General features: G+C 42.7%; 16 protein-coding genes. 7 read left to right on the top strand and 9 right to left on the bottom strand.

The genetic code is table 11. The annotated features are described in order from the left end of the window. Window positions 1-92: 92 nt before the first annotated feature. Both ACSVDE_RS04340 and prpE read left to right on the top strand, forming a co-directional pair. Entirely contained in the window at window positions 93-1,277 is a 1,185-nt protein-coding gene (locus tag ACSVDE_RS04340) for an FtsW/RodA/SpoVE family cell cycle protein (protein WP_439299741.1), read from the top strand. 139 nt (window positions 1,278-1,416) lie between these two features. Further along, on the top strand, window positions 1,417-2,160 hold the full coding sequence (gene prpE, locus ACSVDE_RS04335; RefSeq protein WP_439301926.1) for a bis(5'-nucleosyl)-tetraphosphatase PrpE: 744 nt from the start codon (window positions 1,417-1,419) through the stop codon (window positions 2,158-2,160). Window positions 2,161-2,906: 746 nt separating this feature from the next. On the opposite strand, the gene ACSVDE_RS04330 is transcribed toward prpE, so the two are convergent. From ACSVDE_RS04330 to ACSVDE_RS04315, 4 genes are read right to left on the bottom strand one after another with little or no spacing between them, the layout of a single operon-like run. Beyond that, window positions 2,907-3,800: an RluA family pseudouridine synthase gene (locus ACSVDE_RS04330; RefSeq protein WP_439299740.1), complete on the bottom strand. Its 894-nt coding sequence runs from the start codon at window positions 3,798-3,800 to the stop codon at window positions 2,907-2,909. 12 nt (window positions 3,801-3,812) lie between these two features. Beyond that, window positions 3,813-4,607 (bottom strand): NAD kinase, encoded by a 795-nt coding sequence (locus tag ACSVDE_RS04325; protein ID WP_226552106.1) that lies wholly within the window; start codon window positions 4,605-4,607, stop codon window positions 3,813-3,815. Between the two features lie 37 nt (window positions 4,608-4,644). Further along, entirely contained in the window at window positions 4,645-5,271 is a 627-nt protein-coding gene (locus tag ACSVDE_RS04320) for a GTP pyrophosphokinase (protein WP_439299739.1), read from the bottom strand. 39 nt (window positions 5,272-5,310) lie between these two features. Continuing rightward, window positions 5,311-5,700 carry a hypothetical protein gene (locus ACSVDE_RS04315; protein WP_439299738.1) on the bottom strand — a complete coding sequence of 130 codons (390 nt, stop codon included), beginning with the start codon at window positions 5,698-5,700 and terminating at the stop codon, window positions 5,311-5,313. A 125-nt stretch (window positions 5,701-5,825) separates the two neighbouring features. Between ACSVDE_RS04315 and ACSVDE_RS04310 the strand changes: the two genes are divergently transcribed. Together ACSVDE_RS04310 and ACSVDE_RS04305 are read left to right on the top strand one after the other, a co-directional pair. Continuing rightward, window positions 5,826-6,407: a CYTH domain-containing protein gene (locus tag ACSVDE_RS04310; RefSeq protein ID WP_439299737.1), complete on the top strand. Its 582-nt coding sequence runs from the start codon at window positions 5,826-5,828 to the stop codon at window positions 6,405-6,407. A 52-nt stretch (window positions 6,408-6,459) separates the two neighbouring features. Beyond that, the gene (locus ACSVDE_RS04305; RefSeq protein WP_439299736.1) at window positions 6,460-7,113 is read left to right on the top strand and encodes a lytic transglycosylase domain-containing protein; all 654 of its coding nucleotides are present in this window, start codon (window positions 6,460-6,462) and stop codon (window positions 7,111-7,113) included. 39 nt (window positions 7,114-7,152) lie between these two features. Here ACSVDE_RS04305 and ACSVDE_RS04300 read toward each other — a convergent pair whose 3' ends face one another. Continuing rightward, a complete protein-coding gene (locus tag ACSVDE_RS04300; RefSeq protein ID WP_439299735.1) occupies window positions 7,153-7,455 on the bottom strand; it encodes a hypothetical protein in 303 nt (100 codons plus the stop codon). A gap of 251 nt (window positions 7,456-7,706) precedes the next feature. Here ACSVDE_RS04300 and ACSVDE_RS04295 point away from each other — a divergent pair, with 251 nt between their 5' ends. Both ACSVDE_RS04295 and ACSVDE_RS04290 read left to right on the top strand, forming a co-directional pair. Further along, complete coding sequence (locus ACSVDE_RS04295; RefSeq protein WP_439299734.1) at window positions 7,707-8,087, top strand: globin domain-containing protein; 381 nt, start codon at window positions 7,707-7,709, stop codon at window positions 8,085-8,087. A gap of 24 nt (window positions 8,088-8,111) precedes the next feature. After that, complete coding sequence (locus tag ACSVDE_RS04290) at window positions 8,112-9,026, top strand: ClpXP adapter SpxH family protein (protein WP_439299733.1); 915 nt, start codon at window positions 8,112-8,114, stop codon at window positions 9,024-9,026. Between the two features lie 21 nt (window positions 9,027-9,047). On the opposite strand, the gene ACSVDE_RS04285 is transcribed toward ACSVDE_RS04290, so the two are convergent. Beyond that, the gene (locus ACSVDE_RS04285; protein ID WP_439299732.1) at window positions 9,048-9,431 is read right to left on the bottom strand and encodes an NUDIX hydrolase; all 384 of its coding nucleotides are present in this window, start codon (window positions 9,429-9,431) and stop codon (window positions 9,048-9,050) included. 77 nt (window positions 9,432-9,508) lie between these two features. Here ACSVDE_RS04285 and ACSVDE_RS04280 point away from each other — a divergent pair, with 77 nt between their 5' ends. Then, window positions 9,509-9,694 carry a hypothetical protein gene (locus tag ACSVDE_RS04280; protein WP_439299731.1) on the top strand — a complete coding sequence of 62 codons (186 nt, stop codon included), beginning with the start codon at window positions 9,509-9,511 and terminating at the stop codon, window positions 9,692-9,694. 72 nt (window positions 9,695-9,766) lie between these two features. On the opposite strand, the gene pepF is transcribed toward ACSVDE_RS04280, so the two are convergent. From pepF to cls, 3 genes are all read right to left on the bottom strand, one after another. Then, window positions 9,767-11,587, bottom strand: coding sequence for an oligoendopeptidase F (pepF, locus tag ACSVDE_RS04275; protein ID WP_439299730.1), 1,821 nt, complete (start codon window positions 11,585-11,587; stop codon window positions 9,767-9,769). Between the two features lie 79 nt (window positions 11,588-11,666). Then, complete coding sequence (locus ACSVDE_RS04270; RefSeq protein WP_439299729.1) at window positions 11,667-12,857, bottom strand: competence protein CoiA; 1,191 nt, start codon at window positions 12,855-12,857, stop codon at window positions 11,667-11,669. A 122-nt stretch (window positions 12,858-12,979) separates the two neighbouring features. Then, window positions 12,980-14,494 (bottom strand): cardiolipin synthase, encoded by a 1,515-nt coding sequence (cls, locus tag ACSVDE_RS04265; RefSeq protein WP_439299728.1) that lies wholly within the window; start codon window positions 14,492-14,494, stop codon window positions 12,980-12,982. Window positions 14,495-14,561: the final 67 nt, after the last annotated feature.

Here is a 14,561-nt window from a genome sequence, read left to right as displayed (position 1 = left end):
ATCTCAGTTATTTTCAAACAATCCATAGTTCGATATGATAAAAAGTGTTATGATTTTATAATGAACTCGTACGTAAGGCAGGTAAAATATAAATGACAAATTCAGATAGAGAAACCCCTTTCCAACAAATCGATTATAACTTACTTTTCATCTTATTTCTTTTAATCTGTTCAAGTTGCATCGCCATCTACAGTGCAGTAGGACAATATGAAGGAAATTTCGTCATCAAGCAGATGTTCTGGTATTCAGTGGGATTCGTTGCCATCGCTTTCGTGATGATTTTGGATTTCGATCAGTTTTTAAAACTATCCTGGTACATATACGGACTCGGGCTCTTCTTGCTCTCAGGAATTACAGTTATACCTATGGTCGATCCAAACGCGGGTACACCGGATGCAATAGTTCCCTTGATCAACGGAGCTCAGAGTTGGTATCGGGTTGGAGGTATTTCGTTCCAGCCTTCAGAATTGATGAAGGTAGCTTTGATCATCACAATTGCGAACGTAATTACCATTCATAATGAACGGTATAAAGATCGCCTGATTCGCGATGATCTGTTGCTGCTCGGAAAAGTCATGCTCGTCTCTATTCCACCTGTATTTCTAGTGGTTACCCAGCCTGACTTGGGAACGACACTCGTATTCATCGCAATCATCGCGAGTCTGATTCTAGTTTCAGGCATCCGGTGGCGGATTATCTTGCTGTTGACGCTCATTTTCGTGATGTTCATTTCTGCATTAGTGATGACTTACTTATATTTCCCAGAGTTTTTCTTACAGTACATTTTAGAAGGCTATCAATTGAACCGGTTCTACGGCTGGCTTCAACCTTATGAGTTCGAACAAGGCTTCGGCTTCCAACTCGTCAAGTCCTTGCTAGCGATTGGATCCGGGCAACTGTATGGGAAAGGATTTACTGAAGGAAATGTCTACTTCCCTGAAGCTCAGACCGACTTCATCTTCTCAGTGATTGGAGAAGAGTTCGGATTTATGGGAACGAGCTTCATCATTTCTTTATTTTTCTTATTGATCTACCGTATCATTCATGCAGCTCTTGAGAGTAACGATCCATTCGGCAGCTATTTGTGTGCCGGAGTCATCGGTATGATCACTTTCCAAGTCTTCCAAAACATCGGTATGACCATCGGATTGCTACCGATTACCGGAATCCCATTACCTTTCATCAGCTACGGAGGAAGTTCGACCTTAGCCAGCATGATCGCCATCGGTCTTGTTCTTAATGTCCGCTCACGTACTAGAAACTATATGTTTGATTAAAAAGCACCTTTTCAGGTGCTTTTTTCTTTATGGAATTGGATTCAGTTGTTATCCATTTCAATTACAGGCTAAAATAGGTTTTATGGTGAGGAATAATGAGAAAATCTATAATGTAGATTCTGATGCTTGAGGTGGAATGATGAAATACGATGTTGTAGGCGATATACACGGTTGCTATGAAGAATTGATCCAACTCTTGGAGATGCTTGGTTATTCCAGGAACTCACAAGGAAAGTTTGAACACGCTGATAAAAGAAAGCTTGTATTTTTAGGAGATTTGACCGATCGTGGACCACAATCCTTGAAAGTGATTGAACTCGTCTACGAGCTTGTCCAGCAAGATCTCGCTCTATATTCGCCCGGAAACCATTGTGATAAACTGTACCGCTATTTCTTAGGAAGAGATGTCCAAGTACGTCACGGTCTTGAGACGACTGTTGAAGAATACGAACGCCTTACACCAGAACAACAAGAGGAAATTTCTCATAAGTTCAAGAAGATGTTTGAAGAAGCCCCCCTTTATCTCCAATTGTCTGAAGGAAGCCTTGTCGTTGCACATGCTGGTATACGTGAAGATTTAATCGGTCATACGCATAAAAGAGTAAGGACCTTTGTCTTGTATGGGGATATCACTGGAGAAAGGCACGAAAACGGTATGCCTGTACGTAGAGATTGGGCAAAGCAATATGAAGGCGAATCCATCATCGTTTATGGCCATACCCCTGTAGAAGAGCCAAGAAAAGTGGGTAACACGATCAACATTGATACGGGGTGTGTCTTTGGAGGCTCATTGACTGCCTATCGTTTTCCTGAAGACACAACCATTTCAGTCCCATCTTCTATGCCATATGTGGCAGAAAAATTCAGACCATTCGATGACTAAACAAGACTGCCGAATAAATACAAATCGTTCAATTTTGTGGTGTAAAAAGTCAAAACAAATGAACGTCATGACACAACTGTACGCGATTTTGTTGATTTCACCCTACGAGAACGCCTCTTTGGTTAGGTGAAATTCACGATTTGGTGATTTCACCCTACGAGAAGTCCTCTTTGGTTAGGTGACTTTCACCATTTTGCTGCTTTCACCCTACGAGAACGCCTCTATGGTTAGGTGACTTTCACCATTTTGCTGCTTTCACCCTACGAGAACGCCTCTATGGTTAGGTGACTTTCACCATTTTGCTGCTTTCACCCTACGAGAACGCCTCTATGGTTAGGTGACTTTCACCATTTTGCTGCTTTCACCCTACGAGAACGCCTCTTTGGTTAGGTGACTAGCATCATTTTGCTGATTTCACCCTACGAGAACGCCTCTATGGTTAGGTGACTAGCATCATTTTGCTGCTTTCACCCTACGAGAACGCCTCTTTGGTTAGGTGACTTGCTCCATTTTGGTGATTTCACCCTACGAGAACGCCTCTTTGATTAGGTGACTTGCTCCATTTTGGTGATTTCACCCTACCAAAACGCCTCTTTGGTCCGGTGACTTGCTCCATTTTGGTGTTGGAAAAATGATTTCCAAACGTACTTAAACCTTGATACGAAAGAAATGTCCTGTGTCAATTCACAGGACATTTCTTATGTTCCTTATATGTTTTACACCAGAGTAAATTAGGTAGTCTTCTTCTATCGATCAATCCATACTTCCATATCTTCAGGAAGTGGTGCTTGGATCTCTATCCTTTTTTCATTGAATGGATGATAAAACGCTAAAGTTTGGCTGTGGAGCGCTTGCCGTTCGATGAATTGAAGAGTGCCTCCATACAAATCATCCCCCAATAAAGGATGACCGATATGAGCCATATGCACCCGGATTTGATGTGTGCGTCCCGTTTCTAATCTTAGTTTGAGAAACGCGTATTCTTTGTAGCTTGCTAGCACCTTATAATGGGTCTTTGCCTGCTGACCATCTGGGCGGATACAACGTTCTATGATACTTCCTTCTTTTCTACCGATTGGAGCATCAATCGTACCTGATCGTGGATCCGGTATGCCATGACATAGGGCAACGTAAGTCCGTTTCAACTTCCCTTCCTTCTGTTGCCGGGACAATAACGAATGACCATATCGATGCTTCGCGAAAAGGACGATCCCACTCGTGTTACGGTCCAAACGATTGACAGCGTGGATGGTAGAAGCGATTTGATTCTCCTCATAATAATGAAGAATCCCTTGTGCAAGGGATTCTTTACTTCTGAAGCGGGACGGGATCGTCGGCAATCCAGCTGGCTTGTCTACAACAAGGAAATGGTCGTCCTCGTACAATACTGACAAAGGTAGCTCAATCGGTTCCATATATTCACTGATTTCTTCCACAGGAAAGATGACCGTCACGATATCTCCAGCCTTAAGAATATACCGTACCGTGACTTGTTCATCATTGACTTTCAAATCTCCACCTTTGAACTTGATGTCTGTAAGCGCCTGTCTTGAAATCAATTGATCTTTCAGCAAGTAGTCTCTTAAGGTCTTACCTTCCGATCTTTTATGGATCGTCCATGTGAATTCTAGTGGCTTCATATGTTCATTTCCTTACTCTTTGACAAATGATTCTCTTACCCGTTTCCAGAATGGGAATGGTCGGAATCGTGCAAAGCGCACTTTCTCCTCCGCCACCCTGCATTGGATGGATTTCACTTTTTCATGTAGCAGGAACAGATGATCGATCGTAATGTGGAAATCCACATCATTCACCGGCTTCAAAAGACATGTATGGTGCTGAGGCAACACGAGCGGTGAACCGACTGTCCGGAACACACGGTTGTTGATGGATGCCATTTCCGAGAGCTGTATAGATGGTAGCGATGGATGGATAATCGCTCCTCCGAGTGCTTTGTTGTATGCAGTACTTCCAGATGGTGTAGAAATGCATAGTCCATCGCCCCGGAACGTTTCAAACTCTTCACCCTTGATCTCAACGTTCATGACAAGGGAACCTTCCACACTCTTCACCGTACATTCATTCATCGCTAGATAACGGCTTTCCTTCTCATCATTCAAATATCGGACGGTCACTTCAAGAAGCGGATACTCGACGATTTGGAAAGGTGTTTTCGCAATATGGATGACAAGCTTCTCCACTTCATCAGGTGTCCAGTCTGCATAAAACCCCAGGTGACCAGTGTGCACCCCTACGAATGCCGTTTGATCGACTCGTTCGATGTAATGGTGGAAAGCATGCAGCAATGTTCCGTCACCGCCGATGGATATGACAATATCCGGTTCCTTCTCATTGAAGGTCAGATCGAAGTCTGTCAAATACGATTTGATTTTCTTCTCAAGCTTTGCGGATGTTTCATCACCCTTTGAAATAATCGAAAAATTCATCTGCCATCGCTTCCTTACTCTAGTTTTCCTTTTACCGTTATGTAAGCTTCCGCTGCTCTTTTTGCTCGAAAATTTTTTGAGCTTCTTGAATTTCACCTTTAATCAATGACATTTCTTCGTCTAAACGGAATGCTGCTTCTGCTGCTCTTTGAAGTCGGTTTTCAATTTTCTTCGGAATTGCACCTGAGTACTTGTAGTTCAATGAATGCTCGATCGTTGCCCAAAAATTCATGGCGAGCGTACGAATCTGAATTTCCACAAGCAGGTTCTTTTCGCCTTCTCCAATTTGAACGGGATAGGATACGACGACATGGAATGAACGATATCCACTTGGTTTTTTATGTGTGATGTAGTCTCGTTCCTCGACGATTTTCAGATCTTTTCTCTTCTCCAACAAGCGGATGACGGCATGGATATCATCAACGAACTGACACATCACACGGATACCTGCAATGTCTTGAATTTCCGTATCAATATCCTCAAGCGAGATGTTCTTCCGTTTCGTTTTATCGATGATACTTGCAATCGGCTTCACCCTGCCGGTTACAAATTCAATCGGGGAATGCTTGTTTTCAATCAAGCATTGCTCCCGGACACCTTTCAATTTAATCTTCAATTCTTCCACTGCTTGTTTATATGGGTTCAAAAAAACGTTCCAATCCATCTGACCACCACCGAATTTCATTTTCGGAAGCGTGCGGGTTTATTCTTTTACAGGTTCAAAGATTTCCTCCACACTACTCATCATTTCGCTTCCGTAGTTTGCATTACCTGAAATATTTTGAATCAAATATTCAAGTTCTTCACTCAACCCGTCCATTGGGAAGGATCCGTGGTGTGATAAGGACAAGACACCTTCTTTATCGTCTGTCAGGACTGTTTTCAGCTCCGTCCAGTGATCCTTCGGTATCGAAACATAGATAAAGCTATCGTCTGTTTCCAATATGTAAATGAATGATAGAGAGTCAGAATCTACAAGGACTTGTCCAGATGGCTCCAGTTTCAAATCCTTCTCCAACGATTCACTTTTGCAATTGAATTGTATCGTGTTGTCTTTCACTTCACTTGTTGTCACTTCTAGTCTTGCAGTCATGATGGTCCTCCTAAACTAAATCTGATTTCCACCTCTTAGTGTATCACATTTTCCAGTCGGATAATAATTGTAGAGACAGGGCGGTTATGAGATAATGACCGAAAAATCCAACCAGGAGATGAGACATGATGGAACAAGAACTCGAAATCGAATTGAAGAACTTAGTGACGAGAGAAGAGTTTGAAAAGTTGATTTCACACTTTTCCATACCGAAAGATCAGTTCAAGTCACAGACGAACCATTATTTTGATACAAGTGATTTCGCATTGAAAAAACACGGATGTGCTCTGCGGATACGGAAAAAAGGCAACACTTATACCTTTACACTGAAAGAACCACAAGGAGATGGCTTGCTGGAATCCAACGAGAGACTGTCTGAGAAAGACGCAGAGCTTCTCATTAATGGAGAAGGAATAGAGACCAGTGAACTATTGGACCATCTTCAAGAAAAATATCAGATTCAGCCTACCGATTTGTACAGTCTAGGCTCATTAGAGACCAATCGTCATGAAGAATCCTATCGATCAGGTTTGCTCGTGTTCGATCATTCCAAGTATCTCGGTATAGAAGATTTCGAATTGGAATTTGAAGTACCTGATCGTAAACAAGGCGAAGATGAATTTAATGTCCTGTTATCGGAGTTCAACATCCCGAAGAGACAAACACCAAACAAAATCCAGCGCTTTTTTGATCGAAAGAATAAATAGGTCCCTTTTAGCTTTGTCCAAATTTTTCTATCTTCACTCTGGTCGTTTTGGTATGATATGGGTAGTACAGAAAGTGGGGATGATTTTGAACAGCCAATGGATTCAATCTTTCTTACAATTGCAGTCACTTCGTCAATTCGATTTTAGATCAAGTCCTATATCTTCAAATTCAAGTCATGCCGCATGGGGGCAGATTTTTAATAACGAGCTTCAATCACTACTCGGAACTAAGTCAAACACCCAGATGGAACCGATGATGGACCGACCTGCAATGCAACCACCGATCAGCAGTCCGACGGTGATCAACCACGCGCCAATTGCCAAAGATCAATCCTATTCCACATACATAAATGAAGCATCAGAACGGTATGGAGTCGACCCGAAGTTGATCTATTCGGTCATCAAGCAAGAGTCCAATTTCAAAGCACTGAGCACAAGTCCAGCAGGTGCGATGGGATTGATGCAGCTCATGCCGAGAACGGCAGAAGGTCTTGGAGTCCGCAACCCTTATAATCCGAAGGAAAACATCATGGGTGGTACCAAATACTTGAAGCAGATGCTCGACCGTTACGATGGGAACATCCAAAAAGCATTAGCCGCTTATAATGCAGGTCCTGGAAACGTCGATAAGTATGACGGAATTCCACCCTTCAAAGAAACGACACAGTATGTAAAGAAAGTAATTGCAAACTACCAAAGTGTGTAATCCATTATGTAAAAAGATGACTCAGCAGAGTCATCTTTTTTAGCTTGGTTTTACCTCTCTCAAAAACGCGATCTTTTCACAAGGAATCCAAATCGCTTCATTGAACGGACTCCCGTCCGGCAAACGGTCGAAAAAGATGCCACAGCAATTTTCCAGATCGACACAGCTGAATACAAGCCGAATGTTATCGTCTGCATCCGTTCCTGTAAATTTGACATCTACAGGTGTTCCAGGTAATAACTTACTAAGCACTTTACAGATACATCCACATTTACATTTATGATCTTCGCGCTCCGTCTCTTCACTCAGCACTTCTTCTCTGTCCTCTTTAAACAGACTCATCCTATCCATCCTCCCTTACTTATTACTCGACACCATTACAATTTTTCTCAGTTGTACAATAGTATATGGACAAGCACTTTGATCTGGATGGGTGTTTGCCTGATTATTAAAGAAATGGTTAACAGCCTGTCTAAAATGTAAGAAACACAAAGGTAAACAACTTCTCCGAATCAGATTGTTTGCCGAAAACAGATGTGCATTGCTAAAATAAGTATGAACTTCTTGGAACAAAATAAGGTAGGTTACTTTATATGAATAATGAAACAACTCCATTCGAAGCAATCGGTGGGTTTGATAAAATTGAACAATTAGTAGAAGCGTTTTATGAAAGGGTACAAGCCCATCCAGATCTAGCGCCTATTTTTCCGGATGACCTGACAGAAACGATGCGTAAACAGAAACAATTCCTAAGTCAATTTCTAGGTGGACCTCCTCTTTATTCAGAGGAACATGGGCATCCTATGCTTCGCGCAAGACATCTACCGTTTCCAATTACGAGAAACCGTGCCGAAGCCTGGTTATCCTGTATGAAAAGCGCCATGGATGAAGTGAATTTGGAAAGTCCTTATAAGGAACAAATCTTCAGTCGTTTAACGATGACGGCTTATCACATGGTTAACAATCCTGAATAAGATCGAGAGAAAGGAGAATAACCATTGACTACTACAGATCATCAAACATCTGATGTAGAGTGCGGAAATGAATGCGAAATAACTGCACCTTCAGGGAATCGTCCAATTGAAATTTACTCCTTCGTCGATCCGCTCTGTCCGGAATGTTGGGGTTTGGAACCTGTTATCAAAAAACTGCAAATCGAATATGGAAACCATTTTCGCCTCCGTCACCTGATGGGAGGACGAATTGAATACTGGAATTCTGTCGTGCAAAAGCGAAACGGAATCTGCTCGAAAGAAGATGTTGCAAAAAAGTGGGAAATCACTGCGAATCGTTCAGGTATGTCCTGCGATGGAGATGTTTGGTTTGAGGATCCGATCCAGACACCTTATATCGCTTCCATCGCTGTAAAAGCTGCTGAGTTGCAAGGAAAAAGCGGCGGAATGCGATTCTTGAGAAAGCTGAGGGAAGTGTTGTTTTTACAAAAACAGAACATCACAAAATTGGAAGTGCTGATCAATTGTGCAGATGAAGCAGGACTTGATGTAGAGGAATTCAAGAAAGATCTTCATTCTGAAACAGCTGTGAAAGCATTCCAATGTGATGTGAGAACGACACAGGAAATGGAGGTCAACCAACTTCCGTCCCTCGTATTCTTCAGTGATACTTCGGATGAGGGAATCAAAATCACAGGTATGTATTCCTATGATGTTTACGTCCACATCCTCGAAGAATTATTGGGTGAGTTACCTGGAAAATGTTCACCTCCATCTATGGAACAATTCTTGAAGAAATATCAATTCGTGGCAACGAAAGAGATTTCAGAGGTGTATAATCTTACATCACGAGAAGTGGAAAACGAAATGAAGAAGCTTGCATTACAACAAGTGGTCGAACGTGTACCGGTCAAGCACGGCACATTTTGGCGGTACAATCAAAACAGCCAATCCGAATAAGGATGGCTGTTTTTTATGTATCTATCGTAATTTATGAACAATGGATGCTGGTCTCAAGTCAATTTGATGTAATTCCTCAAGTCCAACCCAAACAGGTTCATAGATGCCTTTCTCTTCAGCATGATTGTAGAACTCAGCTCCCGTTCCCGATCCGAAAACACCGCCTAATGTATTTACCAGGTAAAAATGGTGTGCACCATGCCAATCTTCCATATGAAACAAGCGAACTATGCTAACCTCTAAACCGAGCTCTTCTTTCGCCTCGCGAATTGCTGTTTGTTCTGCAGACTCTCCTGCTTCTATTCCACCACCGGGAACCACATAGTATTCAGCTCCTTTTTTCATTCTTTTTATAAGGGCTATGTTGCCTCCTTGTATTAAAATGACTCTGCTTGAATCCCTCAAGTTCGTTTTGACCTCCTTTATTAGAGCATGTTCATTAAACCGAATCATAGGATAGTAATGAAGGGAGTTGGGTGTGAATGCCTATACGGATCGGAACGTTTATCGGGTTGATCTTCATTGTGATTAGTTTTATTCTAGTCGTGTTCGGTTTCCTCAAGCTTTTTCCATTGTTCATAGCCACTCCGCTCTTATTTCTGTCTATCTTCTTCTTGATTTCACGCTTCAACAACCGAAATCGATTCAAAGGATTCAGGAACGCATGAATGGCTACGGACTCTTCCAACATGTAAAAACTGGCCCATAACCGTATTGGCTGGGCCAGTCTGATTTTTTCCTTATTCGTCTTCGAAAAGCAACTCTTCCATTTCATCCAATACACTTTCGAATACAGAAAGTGCTTCTTCAATCGGTTTGCTGCTTGTCATATCGACACCAGCTTTCTTCAACACCTCGATTGGATAATCTGAACTTCCCGCCTTCAAGAATTCCAGATAACGCTCAACCGCAGGTTCTCCTTCATTAAGGATTTGTTTGGAAAGCGATGCAGCAGCACTGAAGCCTGTTGCATATTGATACACATAGTAATTGTAATAGAAGTGTGGAATTCGTGCCCATTCAAGACCGATCTCCTCATCGATGATGATGTCCTCACCGAAGTACTTCTCGTTCAGTGCGTAATACAGTTTTGTAAGCAAATCAGGAGTCAATGCTTCACCAGCTGCAGCACGTTCATGAATCATTTGTTCAAATTCAGCGAACATCGTCTGACGGAAGACCGTTCCGCGGAATCCTTCCAAGTGGTGGTTCAACAGATAAAGCTTTTTCTTTTTATCTTCCGTATTTTTCAACAAATAATCGTTCAATAGGGCCTCGTTACAAGTTGAAGCGACTTCTGCTACGAAAATGGAGTAATTCGCATAAGGATAAGGCTGATTCTCCCTTGTGTAATAGCTGTGTACGGAGTGACCGATTTCGTGAGTCAACGTAAATAGATTGTTTACGTTATCCTGCCAGTTCAGAAGGATGTAAGGCATCGTTCCATACGTGCCGGACGAATATGCTCCGCTTCGCTTCCCGACGTTTTCTTGAACGTCGATCCAACGCTTTTCATACCCTTCACCTACGATGTTCACGTACTTCTCACCTAGTGGTGCCAGGCTCTTGAGTACAAGCTCCTTCGCCTCGTCATAAGGGATTTCCATTTTGGCATCCTTTACAATCGGAGTGTACAAATCATACATGTGCAACTCATCTAGGCCAAGCGCTTTTTTACGCAACCGCACATAACGATGAAGCAAGTGCAGATTATCGTTCACAGTTTTGACGAGGTTGTCATACACTTGTTCTGGAATGTTGTTGGAATCCAATGCAGCCTGACGAGCAGAATCATATTTCCGCACGCGTGCATTGAAGTTATCCTTTTTAATGTTACCGCTCAAGGTGCTCGCGAACGTATTCTTGAACTTGTCATACGTTCCATACATCGCTTTGAACGCATTCTTGCGGACTTCAGGATCGTCACTTTCCAAGAACCGGATGTAGCGTCCATGCGTGATTTCTACCTCTTCCCCATTTTCATCTTTGATCGTAGGGAACTTCATATCCGCATTGTTCAGCATTCCAAATGTATTACTAGGGCTGCTGGTCACTTCACTTACACCAGCAAGGATCGCCTCTTCCTTTTGCGTAAGGACATGCGGACGACTGCGATTGATCTCATCCAGGAAATGCTCAAACAGTTTCAATTCTTCCTTTTCCTGAACGAAAGAACGGATCTGGCTTTCTTCCAGAGAGAGGATCTCAGGTACGATGTAGGAAAGGTGACTGCCCGTCTCAGTTGCCAATGAAGCCGCACGATCATTCAATCCTTGATAGAAAGAATTGGTCGTATCTTGATCATAGCGCATATGTGCATATGTATAGAGCTTTCCTAAGCGCATCGTAATCTCATCTTGCAATTGTAGTGCTTCATAGAACGTATCGGCAGATTCACCGAGTTTGCCCTGATATTGATCGATTTGTGGAATCATTTCTTTCACTTGTTTGAATTCTTGCTCCCATGCATCATCTGTTGCGAAGATATCTTCCAGATCCCACGTATCCTGGACAGGAATCTCATCTCTTTTTGGAAGCGATTTCACTGCTTGTTCTGCCATAGTATTGTATTCCTCCTTCTAATCTCAACTAAATTCCATATTACCTTATCTCAAGTATAAATTCGAGCAAGTACGTTTATTATCCTTCCATACACGTAAGAATCATTCCTCGTAATTGATCTTTCGCTTCTACAACCGTTTTAGGGAATTGTGGGTCCCGCTTTTTGACGAACCGCCCTTTTCCACCCCAGCCGAGCACTCCAGATTTCCGAAGCCATTTCAAATAATCCATAAGGGCATAGGATAAGTGTGAATCGCTATGAAGGTCATGCCTCACCTTGATCCGATACTTTTTTATCCGATGTAAAAATGGTTGATATACATCTCTGAATTGAAAGGAAGATCCAGCTGGAAGTGGCTTGATGATGTCTATGAGAAGGATGGTCTGCCAAACATAGGACGGTGTTTCAAACCAGTACATATAATCCGATGGAACACCCGCTTCAATGGGAAAAAGACTCGGTACTGCCCCTGATTCAATCAGCCGATGCTTCAGGCGCACGACGGACTCATCGCGGTTCACATGCAAATACAGCCTAGTTTTGAAAACCTTTTGGACCCATGGGGATATGAAATCTGTTGGTAGTGACTGTGGAGATGGTATGGCTATGGGATAAAGCGACTTATGAAGAGGAATGGTTTTCCGTGCTGCGAAAATCGTTTGTGAAGAGTACGGGATGATGGAATGAAGAATCGTAAATGCGGAAGTGAGCGGGCAATAATACAGAAGGTAAGGTCGACGGGAGTCATCAGAAGGATATTGTAAAGCGTTCAAAGCAAGGTCATCCAACCGGTAGATGGTTTCGTTCACGCGGGATATCCTTTTTTCACCTAGAATCCAAACGGCATCGATTGCGCCTTGTATATAGGAAGATGTTCTTTTTTGTAGGAGTTCTGTTGATAAAGAGGAACACTGGTACTCAATAGCTACTGCCGGGGATTGCGAGGGTAAATATAGATCAGGGCGTTGGTTCAGTAGAGGAAAGTGTTTTTCAAGCTCTGGTTCGTAGTCCTGTTTGTCCAGCCATCGATACAGCTGCTTCTTTCCAAACAGGTGATACATTGATTCAGGTTCATATTCATCGCGACAAGAGGAGTCTTTTTTGTGTGAGAAATGCCAGATCTTTTTCGTTCCTAACTTCATGATTACTTCCGACTGGCACACTGGACATCGGAACGTTTCTTTCGACCTTAATTGTTCTAGGTCTTCTCTTCGCCAACTCTCTGCCAAATTGCAGAATTGGTTCTTATCGATTAATGCCGTTAACAAGCAGTCACCTCTCTCTTATAGTTTTTCACATCGTTCCAATGACTGAAAAGATGTTGATGATAACAATTCTCCATTAATGAAAAAGAAACCTCCTCGAATGAGGAAGTTTCTCGTAAAGAATATCATAATAATGGGGACAGCAATCTCGATGTCGATTCGATCACCTTGTAATAGAACGAACGGTTCGCAAAATCTTCAGGATGAATCTGTTTGGCGTCCTCCAAATCATGGAGGAAATCTTCCACTAGCCTTAGCGTGCTCTTCGTCCGGTACAAGAAAGCATTCACTTCAAAGTTCAGATGGAAACTTCTCATATCCATGTTCGCCGTTCCGATCGACGCCAATTCGTTATCGACGATGATCATTTTACTGTGGAGGAAGCCTTTCTCATATTCATACACTTTCACACCTGCTTCCATCAGGCTTGGAAAATACGACCTTGAGGCATGGAACGGAAGGTGCTTGTCCGGTTTTGCAGGGAAAAGTATGCGGACATCAATTCCACTCAATGCTGCCACACGGAGGGCATTCAAGATATCTTCATCTGGTATGAAATAAGGTGATGTAATCCAGATCGAACGTTTCGCCGAAATGATCATTGAGAAAAACAGTTTTTTGATGACGTCCCATTGATGATCCGGTCCACCTGCAATCATCTGAACCCCGCCATACGCTTCGTCTGTCGGGATAGAAGGGGACAGATAATTCGGTTCCAACAACGTCTCCCCTGTCATGGAGAACCAATCTTGGAGGAAGATCAACTGCAAACTGCGGACCGCTTCCCCTTTTACCATCAAATGCGTGTCTCTCCAAAAGCCATAAGCTTGATTCAAACCCAGGTATTCATCACCGATGTTCAAACCACCTACAAACCCGACGTTCCCATCAATCACAACGATTTTCCGGTGATTACGGTAATTGATCTTGTTGTTGAAAAGCGGTAGCTTAACCGGTAGGAACGGGACAGCTTGAACGCCTGCCTCCCTGAGTTCATCAATATAACCTCTCGACAATTTCCAGCTACCAACCGCATCATACAAAAAGCGTACCTCAATACCTTCTCTTGCTTTTTCCATGAGCACTTCTTGGATCTGTTTCCCGATCCCGTCATCTCTCACGATGTAATATTCCATATGTATATGTTCTTCTGCTTTTTCCAGCGCATCAAGAATCCATTGGTACGTTTCTTGACCATTGGTAAGAACTCTCGTTTCTGTGTTAAACGAAATCGGACTCTTACCCAGTTTTTGCGCGAGCTTAAACAGAAGTTTCTGATGGTCCCCCATCATCTGCATTTGTTCATCATCAATCGGCCTGTTCTGCTCGAATCTCGAAAAGGCCTCCTGGTCCGTGAGCGCTTTTTGGTCGAACATCTTCTTTTTCCGATAATTACGACCGAAGAGCATATAGAAAAAGAATCCTACAAGCGGAAATGCCGCCAGCACGACAAACCAGGTCAAGGTTTGAGATGGATGACGGTTCTCAAGGAAGATGACAATTCCGATGAATAGAGCGGAAAATGTGAAAAAGATACTCAGTGCCCCGAGAATCCAGTTCTCCCAATATGGCTTTGTAATGACGAACAATGTAAGAATCAGTGCGACAAATAAGGTGACCTGCAATGTTTTTTTGAACATGTTGAATTCATCCCTTGAGTTCTTCGAATAGTGGCCTGCTTATCCATTATGTAACGAAATTTTTGGA

This window comes from Pseudalkalibacillus sp. Hm43 (genome assembly GCF_051842935.1).
Taxonomy (GTDB): domain Bacteria; phylum Bacillota; class Bacilli; order Bacillales; family Fictibacillaceae; genus Pseudalkalibacillus.
The sequence above is the reverse complement of the archived record's forward strand: the minus strand, read 5'-3'. Positions and strand labels throughout refer to the sequence as shown.

What these genes read in the sequence shown, in the direction of transcription:
- ACSVDE_RS04310 (WP_439299737.1), top strand. Translation starts at nt 5,826, where the DNA reads ATGATGGAACAAGAACTCGAAATCGAATTGAAGAACTTAGTGACGAGA.
- ACSVDE_RS04340 (WP_439299741.1), top strand. Translation starts at nt 93, where the DNA reads ATGACAAATTCAGATAGAGAAACCCCTTTCCAACAAATCGATTATAAC.
- ACSVDE_RS04325 (WP_226552106.1), bottom strand. Translation starts at nt 4,607, where the DNA reads ATGAATTTTTCGATTATTTCAAAGGGTGATGAAACATCCGCAAAGCTT.
- cls (WP_439299728.1), bottom strand. Translation starts at nt 14,494, where the DNA reads ATGTTCAAAAAAACATTGCAGGTCACCTTATTTGTCGCACTGATTCTT.
- ACSVDE_RS04315 (WP_439299738.1), bottom strand. Translation starts at nt 5,700, where the DNA reads ATGACTGCAAGACTAGAAGTGACAACAAGTGAAGTGAAAGACAACACG.
- prpE (WP_439301926.1), top strand. Translation starts at nt 1,417, where the DNA reads ATGAAATACGATGTTGTAGGCGATATACACGGTTGCTATGAAGAATTG.
- ACSVDE_RS04300 (WP_439299735.1), bottom strand. Translation starts at nt 7,455, where the DNA reads ATGAGTCTGTTTAAAGAGGACAGAGAAGAAGTGCTGAGTGAAGAGACG.
- ACSVDE_RS04330 (WP_439299740.1), bottom strand. Translation starts at nt 3,800, where the DNA reads ATGAAGCCACTAGAATTCACATGGACGATCCATAAAAGATCGGAAGGT.
- ACSVDE_RS04280 (WP_439299731.1), top strand. Translation starts at nt 9,509, where the DNA reads ATGCCTATACGGATCGGAACGTTTATCGGGTTGATCTTCATTGTGATT.
- pepF (WP_439299730.1), bottom strand. Translation starts at nt 11,587, where the DNA reads ATGGCAGAACAAGCAGTGAAATCGCTTCCAAAAAGAGATGAGATTCCT.
- ACSVDE_RS04320 (WP_439299739.1), bottom strand. Translation starts at nt 5,271, where the DNA reads ATGGATTGGAACGTTTTTTTGAACCCATATAAACAAGCAGTGGAAGAA.
- ACSVDE_RS04305 (WP_439299736.1), top strand. Translation starts at nt 6,460, where the DNA reads ATGATATGGGTAGTACAGAAAGTGGGGATGATTTTGAACAGCCAATGG.
- ACSVDE_RS04295 (WP_439299734.1), top strand. Translation starts at nt 7,707, where the DNA reads ATGAATAATGAAACAACTCCATTCGAAGCAATCGGTGGGTTTGATAAA.